Source organism: Enterobacter sp. CRENT-193, from assembly GCF_002787395.1.
In the GTDB taxonomy this organism is placed as follows: domain Bacteria; phylum Pseudomonadota; class Gammaproteobacteria; order Enterobacterales; family Enterobacteriaceae; genus Enterobacter; species Enterobacter hormaechei_C.
Map to the genome: position 1 here is coordinate 3,807,906 of NZ_CP024812.1, position 11,667 is coordinate 3,819,572.

At 54.2% G+C, this 11,667-nt stretch carries 15 protein-coding genes; 10 read left to right on the plus strand and 5 right to left on the minus strand.

The features are described from left to right. Positions 1 to 71 precede the first annotated feature (71 nt). From CU081_RS26630 to CU081_RS19045, 5 genes are all read left to right on the plus strand, one after another. Positions 72 to 641 (plus strand): hypothetical protein, encoded by a 570-nt coding sequence (locus CU081_RS26630; RefSeq protein WP_225535779.1) that lies wholly within the window; start codon positions 72 to 74, stop codon positions 639 to 641. Continuing rightward, the gene (locus CU081_RS26635; RefSeq protein ID WP_225535745.1) at positions 638 to 1,177 is read left to right on the plus strand and encodes a hypothetical protein; all 540 of its coding nucleotides are present in this window, start codon (positions 638 to 640) and stop codon (positions 1,175 to 1,177) included. The genes CU081_RS26630 and CU081_RS26635 overlap by 4 nt, the downstream gene beginning before the upstream one ends. A 35-nt stretch (positions 1,178 to 1,212) precedes the next feature. Continuing rightward, complete coding sequence (locus tag CU081_RS19035) at positions 1,213 to 1,476, plus strand: excisionase (RefSeq protein WP_072202861.1); 264 nt, start codon at positions 1,213 to 1,215, stop codon at positions 1,474 to 1,476. Then, positions 1,451 to 2,593, plus strand: coding sequence for a phage integrase Arm DNA-binding domain-containing protein (locus CU081_RS19040; protein WP_058647396.1), 1,143 nt, complete (start codon positions 1,451 to 1,453; stop codon positions 2,591 to 2,593). Before CU081_RS19035 ends, CU081_RS19040 begins: the two co-directional genes overlap by 26 nt. 219 nt (positions 2,594 to 2,812) lie before the next feature. Beyond that, entirely contained in the window at positions 2,813 to 3,313 is a 501-nt protein-coding gene (locus CU081_RS19045; protein ID WP_022650816.1) for a YbaK/prolyl-tRNA synthetase associated domain-containing protein, read from the plus strand. A gap of 20 nt (positions 3,314 to 3,333) precedes the next feature. Here the strand turns inward: CU081_RS19045 and yoaI are convergent, their stop codons facing one another. Then, a complete protein-coding gene (gene yoaI / locus CU081_RS26640; RefSeq protein WP_017384693.1) occupies positions 3,334 to 3,435 on the minus strand; it encodes a small membrane protein YoaI in 102 nt (33 codons plus the stop codon). 287 nt (positions 3,436 to 3,722) lie between these two features. Between yoaI and CU081_RS19055 the strand changes: the two genes are divergently transcribed. The 3 genes from CU081_RS19055 to CU081_RS19065 all read left to right on the plus strand — a co-directional run bounded on the left by CU081_RS19055 (position 3,723) and on the right by CU081_RS19065 (position 7,659). After that, the gene (locus CU081_RS19055) at positions 3,723 to 5,054 is read left to right on the plus strand and encodes a glycoside-pentoside-hexuronide (GPH):cation symporter (protein ID WP_022650815.1); all 1,332 of its coding nucleotides are present in this window, start codon (positions 3,723 to 3,725) and stop codon (positions 5,052 to 5,054) included. Between the two features lie 15 nt (positions 5,055 to 5,069). Next, positions 5,070 to 7,106 carry a glycoside hydrolase family 31 protein gene (locus tag CU081_RS19060; RefSeq protein ID WP_022650814.1) on the plus strand — a complete coding sequence of 679 codons (2,037 nt, stop codon included), beginning with the start codon at positions 5,070 to 5,072 and terminating at the stop codon, positions 7,104 to 7,106. A gap of 106 nt (positions 7,107 to 7,212) precedes the next feature. After that, the gene (locus CU081_RS19065) at positions 7,213 to 7,659 is read left to right on the plus strand and encodes a DUF441 domain-containing protein (protein ID WP_003857881.1); all 447 of its coding nucleotides are present in this window, start codon (positions 7,213 to 7,215) and stop codon (positions 7,657 to 7,659) included. Here the strand turns inward: CU081_RS19065 and CU081_RS19070 are convergent. Beyond that, positions 7,643 to 8,434, minus strand: coding sequence for an AraC family transcriptional regulator (locus CU081_RS19070; protein ID WP_022650813.1), 792 nt, complete (start codon positions 8,432 to 8,434; stop codon positions 7,643 to 7,645). The genes CU081_RS19065 and CU081_RS19070 overlap by 17 nt on opposite strands. 99 nt (positions 8,435 to 8,533) lie before the next feature. On the opposite strand from CU081_RS19070, the gene CU081_RS19075 reads away from it, so the two are divergent. Beyond that, a complete protein-coding gene (locus tag CU081_RS19075) occupies positions 8,534 to 9,721 on the plus strand; it encodes a CynX/NimT family MFS transporter (protein ID WP_022650812.1) in 1,188 nt (395 codons plus the stop codon). Positions 9,722 to 9,752: 31 nt separating this feature from the next. Here the strand turns inward: CU081_RS19075 and CU081_RS19080 are convergent, their stop codons facing one another. Beyond that, entirely contained in the window at positions 9,753 to 10,460 is a 708-nt protein-coding gene (locus tag CU081_RS19080; RefSeq protein WP_022650811.1) for a CTP synthase C-terminal region-related (seleno)protein, read from the minus strand. A 150-nt stretch (positions 10,461 to 10,610) separates the two neighbouring features. Between CU081_RS19080 and CU081_RS19085 the strand changes: the two genes are divergently transcribed. Further along, positions 10,611 to 10,955, plus strand: coding sequence for a DUF488 domain-containing protein (locus CU081_RS19085; RefSeq protein ID WP_003857886.1), 345 nt, complete (start codon positions 10,611 to 10,613; stop codon positions 10,953 to 10,955). On the opposite strand, the gene CU081_RS19090 is transcribed toward CU081_RS19085, so the two are convergent. Next, positions 10,956 to 11,261: a hypothetical protein gene (locus tag CU081_RS19090; protein ID WP_022650810.1), complete on the minus strand. Its 306-nt coding sequence runs from the start codon at positions 11,259 to 11,261 to the stop codon at positions 10,956 to 10,958. An 80-nt stretch (positions 11,262 to 11,341) separates the two neighbouring features. After that, positions 11,342 to 11,596 (minus strand): putative hemolysin, encoded by a 255-nt coding sequence (locus CU081_RS19095; protein WP_022650809.1) that lies wholly within the window; start codon positions 11,594 to 11,596, stop codon positions 11,342 to 11,344. Between the last annotated feature and the right edge of the window lie 71 nt (positions 11,597 to 11,667).

Consider the following 11,667-nt stretch of genomic DNA (forward strand, 5'->3'; position numbering starts at 1 on the left):
TGGATGAACTTATGACTATTGCAGTCAACATGCAACGAGACAGTGAAAAAGTGAGTGATCGACCTGCTGCTATGTTCGCTTATGCAGTGCAGGTAGCTGTTCTGGAACTGCGTAAGGTTCGTAATGAAGCTGCGGCGCTGGCTGCGGAGAATGCGGGGCTGAAGGCCTTCAAAACCGCCGTATATCAGCAGATGGGCGCTGGCTGCGAGGCTCCTGAATTTTCTATCACGGAAGGTCTGAGAAACCTACGCCGCTTCGCTGACACGCTCCATGCCATCGAGCGCGAATTCTTTACCAAAGAAGTCCCTGATGAAGAATACGAAGGCGAAACCGTCGAAGAATGCCCGTTAACCTGGGGAATGAGTGTCGAACAATACGTTGCTGAATTCCGCAAATGCCTGGCTGAAGTGCGGGCGCAGGCCCACAAGGAAGGCGCTCACTTTGTTGCTAACAGGATGCTGGCCGCATGGGAGGCTGGGTTTATCGATGACACGGCGAAGAACGCGGCAGACATCGCACGGATGATTCTCACATCTACAGAGTTTATGGCTGATGCGCCAGAGGGGGATTTCGATCGCTCGTTCGCTGATGGAGTACTCGAAGACATCGCCGTCCAACTTCGCAAGGAGGCCGCCCAATGAGCACTACCCTAAAAGAATGGCTAGTGAAGACCATAATGGAGCTTGAAGAAGAGCGCGATGCTGTGCCCGGCGCAGTAAACGAAGACGCGGCTATGGCGTTGGCTGCGATGAAGCTGGCGCTGGCATCGCTCGAAGCGGAGAAAAATGCTGTTCCGGTGGCGAAGGTTGAGACTGTTGGGGTTTGTTGGTACGCAGATAACGGCGTACCTCGCAAACCTGCTCTTGGTACAGAGCTATACACCGCCCCGCCAGCGCCGGTAGTTGATGCTGATGATAATTTTTATTCATGGTTCGGTAGAGAATGGCATGAGCATTATCAGCAAAACCAATACACCACGGCAGCTAAACAGATGCTTGGTGTTATGGCCGAATCTGCGTGGAAAGCTGGTCGCCGCGCCGCCATGCTTCAGGGTGCTGAACAAACAAAATACCGCGCTATCGTTGAGCGGATAGCTGAAATAATTCATGGCAAAGTGACTGATATCGATCTGCTTACGGTAACAGTTAAGAGCATGAAGGATAAATTGCAGAAATAAACACCGGGTGCAGCCGGTTAAGTGGAGAGAAACGCATGGGGCAGTTAGTAACACTTTATGAGTGGGCATCTGGTCCTAATGGATTCAAATATCCATTAAGCAACTCAGCATTAAACAAAATAGCAAAGACCAAACAGACTTATCCACCAGCCTTAAAGCAAGGTCGACGCTGGGTTATAGATGAAGATGCTCGTTTTGTTGGCATGGTTGGCAGTGTTGATATTTCGTCATCATTATCAGACAAGGCCCGCCAGTTAGTGGAGAAAGCGATAAATGGCAGCTCGCCCCAGAAAACATAATGTCAAAATACCCAACCTTTACTGTAAGTTAGATAAGCGTACTTCAAAAATTTATTGGCAATATCGCCACCCTGTAACAGGTTCATTTATTGGATTCGGAACAGATGAGGAAGCGGCAAAAGCTGCTGCAATCGAGATGAACCGTATAACCGCAGAACAAGAAACTCAGCAATCTTATGCTCTGATTGATATGGCAATGAAGAGCTCAGGGAAAAAGGATCAAGGTATACGTGTTTGTGAGTGGATTAAAAAATACATCGAAATTCAGATGGAAAGGTTGCGTGACGGTGAGATAAAAAACCCTACTTTAAAATCCAGACGATTATGTTCTCAGATCCTCGCAGATAGAGTGCCAAACCTTCGCCTGAAGGATGTTGATACAAGACTCATTGCAAAAATTATTGATGAATATAAGGCAGAGGGAAAGCACAGAATGGGCCAACTGATAAGAAGCGTACTAAACGACGTGTTCAAAGAGGCGCAGCATGCTGGCGAGGTTGATCCTGGCTACAACCCAGCCTTAGCTGTAAAAAATCCAATAGCCAAAGTGAAACGAAGCAGACTTAGCATTGAACAATGGAAGTTGATTTTTGAAAGCGCAGGCTCTTTGCCGCCTTGCGCTCAAAATTCTATGCTTTTGGCTTTAGTAACCGGGCAAAGGATAGGTGACATAGTCGAGATGAAGTTTAGTGACATTTGGGATAATCACCTTCATGTTACCCAAAATAAAACCGGAATGAAGTTAGCTATCCCCTTAAATTTAAGGTGCGATGCAATCGGGTTGACTCTGGCTGATGTTATTAGTAAGTGTCGCGATAGAGTAGTGAGCCCTTATCTGATCCACCATGTTAAGCATCACGCTTACGGTAAAGCGGGATCTCACGTTCCCGAAAAAACAATATCAAGATATTTTAAGGAGGCAAGAGATAAAGCAAATATTACCTGGCCTAAGGATTGCACTGCCCTCCCACCGTTTCATGAACAGCGCTCTCTTTCATCAAGAACATACAAAGCTCAGGGTATAGATGTCAAAACTCTTTTAGGGCATAAAACCGAAGCAATGAGCGTAATGTATGGAGATGACCGTGGTCTAGAATGGAAAAAAGTTGTGATTTAAACAGGGAGTTTTGGGGAATTATTTTGGGGATGTTTTGGGGAAAGAGTTTTACGAATTAAATTCAGTCACTTAGATTTTAGCGAATTGCTCCAGAAACAGTCATCCACCAGCAACGCATGACCCAACAGCCAGCGCTCCCGCTGGCTGTTTTCTTTCAGCCCTCTCCGTCCCGTGCTAATGTAGCAAGCTACGTATTGGCAAATCACAGGTGAAATCGTTATGTCTGATGACGTGACCGGGACGACGACCCATCAGCGGCTAATCAGCTTATTAACCGAGCAGGAGGCGCGCTTTCGCGTGGTGGCGCATGAGGCCGTTGGGAAATGCGAAGCGGTCAGTGAAATTCGCGGGACCGATCTCCGGCAGGGTGCAAAAGCACTGGTCTGCAAGGTAAAAGGCAACGGCGTTAAGAAACATATTCTGGCAATCCTTGCCGCCGATCGGCAGGCCGATCTGAGCCTGCTGGCCAGCCATTTCGGTGGGCTAAAGGCCTCTCTCGCCAGTCCGGCAGAAGTGGATGCGCTTACCGGCTGCGTTTTCGGCGCCATTCCCCCCTTCAGCTTTCATCCGGATCTGACGCTGGTCGCCGATCCGCTGCTGTTTGAGCGCTTCGATGAAATCGCCTTTAACGCCGGCCTGCTGGAAAAATCGGTGATAATGGATACCCAGGACTATCTGCGTATCGCCCGTCCTGAACTGGTGACGTTCCGTAAACAATAAATACAGCGGCTGGCTAACGGTCAGCCGTTTTCCAGCAGCAGCACGGAAGCAATCAAAATAATCGCGATGATAAAAAATGATGAGGAAATAATTAGCGTTTCGACAAACATAGGATCGTTCATGATGCCCTCTGCTTTGCCCATTTACCTCTTTTTTACTCCCCCACAATGACAGCTAAATGACAATGACGCGTCCGCGAAAAGACGATTTTTTTCGCTGAAACGATTCGCTGTTAACTATCCTCCTCCGTATAAAGTCACTGTTTAAATACTTTATTTGTTACCGGTATCACGAAAAGAAATTTACGTAACCCCGATGCCAGATCTCGCAATTGTTAACCTTTTCATCCTGGTTAACCCTGTTTACGGAGCACCTCAAAAATAAACCTTACACTGGCAAGGTGAATACAATGACCGAGATAATTACCCGTAAAGAAAAGATCAGTTATGGGTTAGGCGATATGGCGAGCCATATTGGGCTGGATAACGTCATTATTTTTCTGACGTTTTACTATACGGACGTGGTGGGGCTACCTGCCGCATTCGTGGGCACCATGTTTCTTCTGGCGAGAACCGCCGATGCCATAATAGACCCGGCGATGGGCTATATCGCTGACAGGACGCGCACGCGCTGGGGCAAATTCCGTCCCTGGATGCTGTGGCTGGCGCTGCCCTTTGGCGCAAGTTGTCTGCTGACCTACGCCGTGCCGGCGTCCCTCGATCTGCACGGTAAAATGATTTTCGCTACCGTCAGTTATACCCTGATGATGCTGATGTATACCGCAATCAATATTCCCTATTGCTCCATGGGCGCGGTGATTACGCCCGACAACGATGCGCGAATTTCCCTCCAGTCTTATCGCTTTTTCCTTGCCACTTTGGGTGGCGCGCTGTCGACATTCTTTATGATGCCGCTGGCAGAGTTTTTAGGTGGCGACGATAAATTACTGGGCTACCGCTGGGCAATGGCCATTATGGCGACCGTCGCGGTCGTCATGTTCTGGATCTGCTTCGCCAATACGCGTGAACGTATTAAGGCTCCCGCTACCCACAATAATTATCTTGCGGAACTGCGGGATTTATTACGAAACGACCAATGGCGGATTGTCGCCGTCCTGGTATTAACCAACATTGGTTTTGGCGTTATTCGCCTTGGCGCAATGATGTATTTCGTCACTTATTATCTCGGTAGCGCAAGCTATTTTATGTGGATGCTCGGGGCACATATTCTCGGGAAAGCCGCAGGCAGCGCGCTGGCCAAACGTCTGACGCAGAACGTCAGCAAAGTGCAGATGTTTGGATACTGTTCCGTACTGGCGGGGGTACTCAGCATCGCTCTGTTCTTTGCGCCTAAGTCGGTGCTTATTCTGGTGCCCATGACGTTTATCGTCTCCACCCTTTACCAGGCCACCACCACGCTGATGTGGGTAATGATGGCGGACGTCGCCGATTACGGCGAATGGAAACAGGGCAAACGCATGGACGGCGTGATCTTCTCCACCTTCCTCGCCGTACTCAAGTTGGGGATGGCGATCAGCGGCGCGATTGTTGGCTGGACGCTGGGCTTAAGCGGTTATGTTGCCAATGCCCCGGAGCAGACCAACACCGCCATGTACTGCATCATCGCCCTCTTCACCGTCGTGCCTGGCGTCTTGTCACTCTGCGCGTTTGCCACGCTGCGCTGGTATAAGCTCGACGACAGCACAATGCAATCCATCCATCTCGCCAAAAACCCTGTTTAGAAGGACGCGTTATCCATGAGTGAGCTGATTCAACATTCCAACAGCATCGAATGGCGTTTTGAACGCCAGATCCTGCGTATTGAACCGTGGGGAGAAAACAGCCTGCGCGTCAGGGCCACCTGCTCCCCGGCTTTTGAGGACGCCTTACAGGCACTGTTGCCCGCCGCCCCTTGCCAGGCTGAGATTATCGCCGAAGCGGAAAGCCTGACGCTGCGCAACGGCAATATTACCGCGACGCTGAACCTTAAAGGTCAGCTGGCCTTCTACAATCAGCGCGGCGAACTGCTGCTGGAAGAGATGTGGCGCCAGCGTTCAACGGTGGGTATCGGTGCCAGCGAGAAGAGTCAGGATAAATATGTCAGCGCCCTGAAGCTGGATGGCCGTGAATTTAAGCCGCTAATGGGGGGAAAATATCAGCTCACCGTCCGGTTTGAATCGCGTCCGGATGAACGCATCTATGGCATGGGTCAGTATCAACAGCCGTGGCTGGATCTGAAAGGCTGTACGCTGGAACTGGCGCAGCGCAACTCCCAGGCCAGCGTGCCCTTTATGCAGTCCAGCCTTGGCTATGGCCTGCTGTGGAACAATCCGGCGATTGGTGAAGCCAGCTTTGCAAAAAATCAGACGGAATGGCGCGCCCGCGTGACGGGAGAAATGGACTACTGGATCACCGCCGCTGACACGGTGGCGGATATCACCCGCCAGTATGTAAAAGCCACCGGAACTCCGCCCGCCGCCCCGGCGTTTATCAGCGGGCTGTGGCAGTGCAAATTACGCTACCGTACCCAGCAGGAGGTGCTGGAGGTTGCGCGGGAGTATCGCCGCCGTAATCTGCCGCTGTCGGTAATGGTCATCGACTTTTTCCACTGGCCGAATCAGGGCACCTGGTGCTTCGACCCCGTAGACTGGCCCGACCCTGAAGGGATGGTCGACGAGCTGCGCGAAATGGGTATTGCGCTGATGGTGTCGGTGTGGCCAACGGTAGAGGCGCGCAGCCCTCTCTATCCGCTGATGAAAGCCAAAGGCTGGCTGGTCAGCAGTGAACGTGGCGTGCAGGTCAACCTCGACTTTATGGGCAATACCACCTTCTTTGATGCGACCCATCCTGAGGCGCGGAAATTCGTCTGGGATGCGGTGAAGAAAAATTACTACGACATGGGCATTAAGCTGTTCTGGCTGGACGAAGCGGAACCGGAATACCGCGCCTATGATTTTGACAACTATCGCTACCACGCCGGTCCGGTACTGGAAGTGGGCAATCGCTACCCGCGTGATTTTGCGCAGGGCTTTTACGATGGGCTCCAGGCAAACGGTGAAACCGACATTGTTAACCTTGTACGCTGCGCCTGGGCAGGCAGCCAGCGATTCGGCGTGCTGGCGTGGTCGGGTGATGTCCACTCCTCATTCCATGCTTTTCGCAATCAACTCGCCGCGGGACTGAATATGGGGCTGGCGGGGATCCCATGGTGGACGACCGATATCGGCGGCTTCCAGGGAGGGAACGTTAACGACCCGGCGTTCCACGAATTACTGATCCGTTGGTTCCAGTGGGCGGTGTTTACACCGGTTCTGCGCATGCACGGCTATCGCGAACCGCAGATTCAGCCTCCGGAGCGCTACCGTGACGGCATTCCTCAGTGTAACAGCGGTTCGCCTAATGAGCTGTGGAGTTACGGAGAAGAGAATTACGCCATCATGCAGCACTGGCTTACCGTGCGCGAAACCCTGCGCCCGTATATTGACGCGTTGTACCAGCAGGCTCATCTGCACGGAGACCCGCTCATGCGTCCGCTGTTCTGGCACTATCCGCAGGACAAGCAGAGCTGGGCGTGTGAAGATCAGTATCTGTTTGGCGAAGATCTTCTGGTGGCACCGGTTATGCAGGCCGGCCAGCGTGAGCGCGATGTCTGGCTGCCGACGGGCAATAGCTGGGTCGCTCTCAACGGTGAGCGCTACGCCGGTGGGGAGCATATCCGGGTGCCTGCGGCGCTGGAAATCATCCCGGTGTTTATCCGCGAAGGGAGTCCGCTTATCCAGCAGCTGGTGGACTGACGTCAGGCAAGTGCCCAAAAATAGACAATTTTTTCAGTAAAGCCTGCCTGCCGACGCGTTTGCGCGTAAAGTAAGCAGGCTTACTATTTTTGGCAAGGATCCCGTCATGTTCGACCCTACACTGCTCATACTTCTGGCCCTGGCTGCACTGGGTTTTGTCAGCCACAACACCACCGTCGCGATTTCCATTCTGGTCCTGATCATCGTTCGCGTCACACCGTTGAACACCTTCTTCCCGTGGATAGAAAAACAGGGGCTTACCATCGGGATCATTATTTTGACCATCGGCGTGATGGCCCCGATTGCCAGCGGAACGCTACCGGCCTCAACGCTGCTGCACTCCTTTGTAAACTGGAAATCGTTGGTGGCGATTGCGGTGGGCGTTTTTGTCTCGTGGCTTGGCGGTCGCGGCGTGACGCTGATGAGCAGCCAGCCTTCGCTGGTGGCCGGGCTGCTGGTGGGCACCGTGTTAGGCGTGGCGCTGTTTCGTGGCGTGCCGGTTGGCCCACTGATTGCTGCCGGTCTGGTTTCGCTGTTTATCGGGAAGTCGTAGTCAGGCTGGCGATATAGCGGGCCGGCGTCTGTCCCAGTCCTTTCTTAAACATGGTGATGAAGGCGGTGGTGGAGTCATACCCCAGCGCCTGCGCCGCCTGCTGGACCGACTTCCCGCCGATCAAAAACTGCAATGCGACAATCAGCTGGAGCTGGTGCCGCCAGCGGCGAAAGCTTAAGCCGGTCTCTTTCACCACCAGCCGCGCCAGATTGCGTTCGCTCATGGCAAAGTGGCTTGCCCACTGCGCCAGCGTCTGCCAGGCGGCAGGTTCGTTTGCCATGGTCTCACTCATCAGGCGAATTTTTGGATGCGGAGATACCGGCAACTGTAGATGCTCCTGCGGTTGCAGGGGCAGTTCATCAAACAGGACGTCTACCAGCCTTCCGGTAGCGGGAAGAGGCAACTCTTCCCGTGACCTGTCCGCAAGCGCCAGCACCAGCTCCCGCACCAGGGGCGATATTTTCAGCGTACAGGTACGCGTCGGCAATTCGAGCGCACCGGGTTCAATAAACAGCAGGCAGAGCTGCGCGCCGGGCGTCGCCTTGTTGCTGTGCGGCGTTTGTCCTGGGATCCACACCGCATACTGGGGCGGCACCATCAGCATCGCGCTCTCCACTTCACAGGTGATCGCTCCACCCAGCGCCATAATCAGCTGCCCTTTGCGGTGCTGATGCAGCGGAATAAATTGTTCCTGTGCCACCACGCGGATGCGAAAGGCCACCGCCGCGTCGTGCTGGCTATCGGGATCGTAGCCGTCGAGCCCCAGTCCGTACATAAAGTTGTCCGATATTAGCGATAAACTGTCATTTTAGCCTGATTTCAACCACAACTTAAATCGGTATGGTATGCGCTCGCCTGAACGTAAGAGACAATAATGACTACTGCTATTCAACCTTCCGGGAAACAGGGTGCACTGCTGGTTGCAGGCATCCTGATGATCGCCACGACGCTGCGCGTCACATTTACCGGTGTCGCCCCCCTGCTCGACACCATCCGACAGGACTATGGCTTAAGCACGGCGCAAACCGGCCTGCTCACAACGCTGCCCCTGCTTGCCTTCGCCTTTATCTCTCCCCTTGCCGCAGGCGTCGCCCGGCGCCTGGGCATGGAGCGCAGCCTTTTTATCGCTCTGCTGCTGATTTGCATCGGGATTGGCGTACGTTCGCTGCCGTCGGCCGCGCTGCTGTTTATCGGTACGGCGATCGTGGGCTGTGGGATTGCGCTGGGCAATGTCCTGTTACCTGGCTTAATCAAACGTGATTTTCCGGGCCAGGTCGCAAAACTCACGGGGGCGTATTCGCTGACGATGGGGGCCGCCGCTGCCGCAGGGTCGGCGCTGATCGTCCCGCTGTCGCTGGGGAGTGGTGGCTGGCACGGAGCGCTGTTGATGCTGATGTTCTTCCCGCTGGTGGCGCTGCTGCTGTGGTTACCGCAATGGCGCCAGAGGCCGGCCGCCACCCTGACCGGCGCGGGCGCGTTGCACAACCGGGCTATCTGGCGCTCGGCACTCGCCTGGCAGGTGACGCTTTTTCTGGGCATTAACTCGCTGATTTACTATGTCATTATCGGCTGGTTACCCGCGATTTTGCTTAGCCACGGCTACAGCGAAACGCAGGCTGGCTCCATGCACGGGCTTCTCCAGCTGGCAACCGCTGTTCCCGGTCTCGCCATTCCGCTGATCCTGCACCGTCTTAACGATCAGCGTGGCATAGCCGGGCTTGTCGCTCTGATGTGCGCTGTCAGTGCGGCCGGGTTCTGGTTCGCGCCGGGGCTGGCCGTCGTCTGGACGCTGGTGTTTGGCTTTGGATCCGGCGCCACCATGATCCTCGGCCTGACGTTTATCGGACTGCGGGCCAGCTCGGCACATCAGGCCGCCGCGCTCTCCGGCATGGCACAGTCGATTGGCTATCTTCTGGCGGCCTGTGGCCCACCGCTGATGGGGAAAATTCACGATACCGCCGGAGACTGGCGCATTCCGCTGCTGGCCTGTGCGCTGGCTGCGGTAGTGATGGCCCTGTGCGGCATGCTGGCCGGGCGTGACCGGGAGATCACACCCCGCTGACATTCAAGGCAGACCTGACGGTCTGCTTTTTTTATCCCTGCGCCGCCCGCAGCATGGCCTGTACCAGCACGACAGGTCGCCCTTGAAGCGCAGCCCGCTCATGCTGGAACAGGGTGATGACAAAGAAAGGATGGGTTATCAGCTCTGCCGCGCGGATCTCGCCCTGCTCGTCCCAGCCCGTTACGCGCATGTCGCCCCGCTCAAGCTGGCTGGCAAACTCAGACGAGACACCGTAATTGCAGTGATACCCCTCCTGAATTTCCGGCTTGCCATACGCTTTGGCAATCAGCGTGTTATTCCGCAGCTCTATCGCGTCGGTTTTTTCTACCAGCGAGCAGGTCAGCGGCGCAATCACCATCCTTCCCTCGGTATCGGTTTCGGCATGGCCTGCATCGTGCCAGCCCAGTACATTACGCGCATACTCAATCAGCGCATGCTGGAACCCGCCGCAGGTGCCGAGAAAGGGGATGCTATTCTCACGCGCGTAACGCGCCGCAATAAACGCCGCCTCGGTGTTTTTATACGGGCTTGCCGGTACCAGCCAGATGGCATCATACCCGACGAGGTCTTCGGGGCTGGTCAGCTCAGGCGTGGCGAGCCAGTCATAATCAGCGGTGAGATCCAGAACCGCAGCGGCGTCGTCAATCGCCAGCGGGATCGCCTGGTGCGCAATAACATCAGGATTGAAATCACCAACCAGCGCAATGCGCAGCGTCGTTTTAACCGGGGAGAGTTCCATGAGAGATTCCTTATGCCGGAGGATTTTCAGATAACATAAGGAGCCTCAGACTACCGATCTTTTGCAATTATCACAATACCTTAAATTGGGTGGATAAAAGCCGGGTGCTATAGTGTTCTTGCCGAACGTCGCACGGCAGGAGGAAAACGGATGATTCAATGTAAGCGCGTATATGAACAGGCAACGTCAGACGATGGTTACCGGGTGCTGGTAGACAGACTCTGGCCGCGAGGAATAAAAAAGACCGACCTCGCCTGTGATGAGTGGTGTAAATCGCTAACGCCGTCCAGCGAACTGCGAAAAGCTTTTCACAGTGAAACGATAGATTTCACTGCGTTCAGTGAAGCCTATCGTAAAGAGCTGGCGCAGCATCAGGATGAAGGCAAACGCCTGGCGGCCCTCGCCCGACAGCAGACCGTGACGCTACTCTACGGGGCGAAAAACAGGGAGCAGAATCACGCGCGGGTACTGGCGGACTGGCTACGTAAACTGTGATTAACCGATCGCCAGCTCATCCACGTTGTGTGGCATCTCGTCGGGAGTTAGCGGCATCAAATGTTCCGGGCGAACAAACGCAAAACCGTGCTGGTTATCAAAGGCGTAAACATCACCGGTGACCAGCCACAGCGCACGTGCTGATGTATCAGGTAATTGCGTCATGACGCCGTTAACCGGGTTTACAAAACGCTGGCCCGGCTGACAAAGGCCAAACAGCTCCACGGATTTACCGATATTTCGACGGCCTGCCGCCGTACGCGCACCCACGATCATCGCCATGCTGCCCGGTTTTAACTGAAACATACTTCTTCTCGCAAACGTACTGCCAGAAACTGGCTAAGAATAATCCTAAAGAGAAGTGTATCGCAGTTTTATTGCCCTTGTCATCTGGTTGGTTGCGGGTGATCGCGTCGGTAGAGATCCCATTCATCGATCACTTCCCCGCCTGGTAATTTGCACTCGGTACGTACACCCTGCGGGCTTTGAACAGGGATTTGCTCTCCCCCTTTCTCCAGACAGTACACTGACGCCGGGTTTGCCATACCAATAGCGTGCGGCGGTTGAGGCGCATCAGGAGGGGTGGTCTTTGTTGAGCAGGCGGCCAGCGGTACAACCAGCGCCAGGAGAAGATATTTCATTATCATGATCCTTCAGGGTGTAAAAACGTCAGAGTAACGGGTCATCGCCGTTTTCTCCATGATTTCTCCAT

Coding starts and splice junctions, on each gene's coding strand:
- CU081_RS26630 (WP_225535779.1), top strand. CDS start 72: ATGTTCGCTTATGCAGTGCAGGTAGCTGTTCTGGAACTGCGTAAGGTT.
- CU081_RS26635 (WP_225535745.1), top strand. CDS start 638: ATGAGCACTACCCTAAAAGAATGGCTAGTGAAGACCATAATGGAGCTT.
- CU081_RS19035 (WP_072202861.1), top strand. CDS start 1,213: ATGGGGCAGTTAGTAACACTTTATGAGTGGGCATCTGGTCCTAATGGA.
- CU081_RS19040 (WP_058647396.1), top strand. CDS start 1,451: ATGGCAGCTCGCCCCAGAAAACATAATGTCAAAATACCCAACCTTTAC.
- CU081_RS19045 (WP_022650816.1), top strand. CDS start 2,813: ATGTCTGATGACGTGACCGGGACGACGACCCATCAGCGGCTAATCAGC.
- yoaI (WP_017384693.1), bottom strand. CDS start 3,435: ATGAACGATCCTATGTTTGTCGAAACGCTAATTATTTCCTCATCATTT.
- CU081_RS19055 (WP_022650815.1), top strand. CDS start 3,723: ATGACCGAGATAATTACCCGTAAAGAAAAGATCAGTTATGGGTTAGGC.
- CU081_RS19060 (WP_022650814.1), top strand. CDS start 5,070: ATGAGTGAGCTGATTCAACATTCCAACAGCATCGAATGGCGTTTTGAA.
- CU081_RS19065 (WP_003857881.1), top strand. CDS start 7,213: ATGTTCGACCCTACACTGCTCATACTTCTGGCCCTGGCTGCACTGGGT.
- CU081_RS19070 (WP_022650813.1), bottom strand. CDS start 8,434: ATGTACGGACTGGGGCTCGACGGCTACGATCCCGATAGCCAGCACGAC.
- CU081_RS19075 (WP_022650812.1), top strand. CDS start 8,534: ATGACTACTGCTATTCAACCTTCCGGGAAACAGGGTGCACTGCTGGTT.
- CU081_RS19080 (WP_022650811.1), bottom strand. CDS start 10,460: ATGGAACTCTCCCCGGTTAAAACGACGCTGCGCATTGCGCTGGTTGGT.
- CU081_RS19085 (WP_003857886.1), top strand. CDS start 10,611: ATGATTCAATGTAAGCGCGTATATGAACAGGCAACGTCAGACGATGGT.
- CU081_RS19090 (WP_022650810.1), bottom strand. CDS start 11,261: ATGTTTCAGTTAAAACCGGGCAGCATGGCGATGATCGTGGGTGCGCGT.
- CU081_RS19095 (WP_022650809.1), bottom strand. CDS start 11,596: ATGAAATATCTTCTCCTGGCGCTGGTTGTACCGCTGGCCGCCTGCTCA.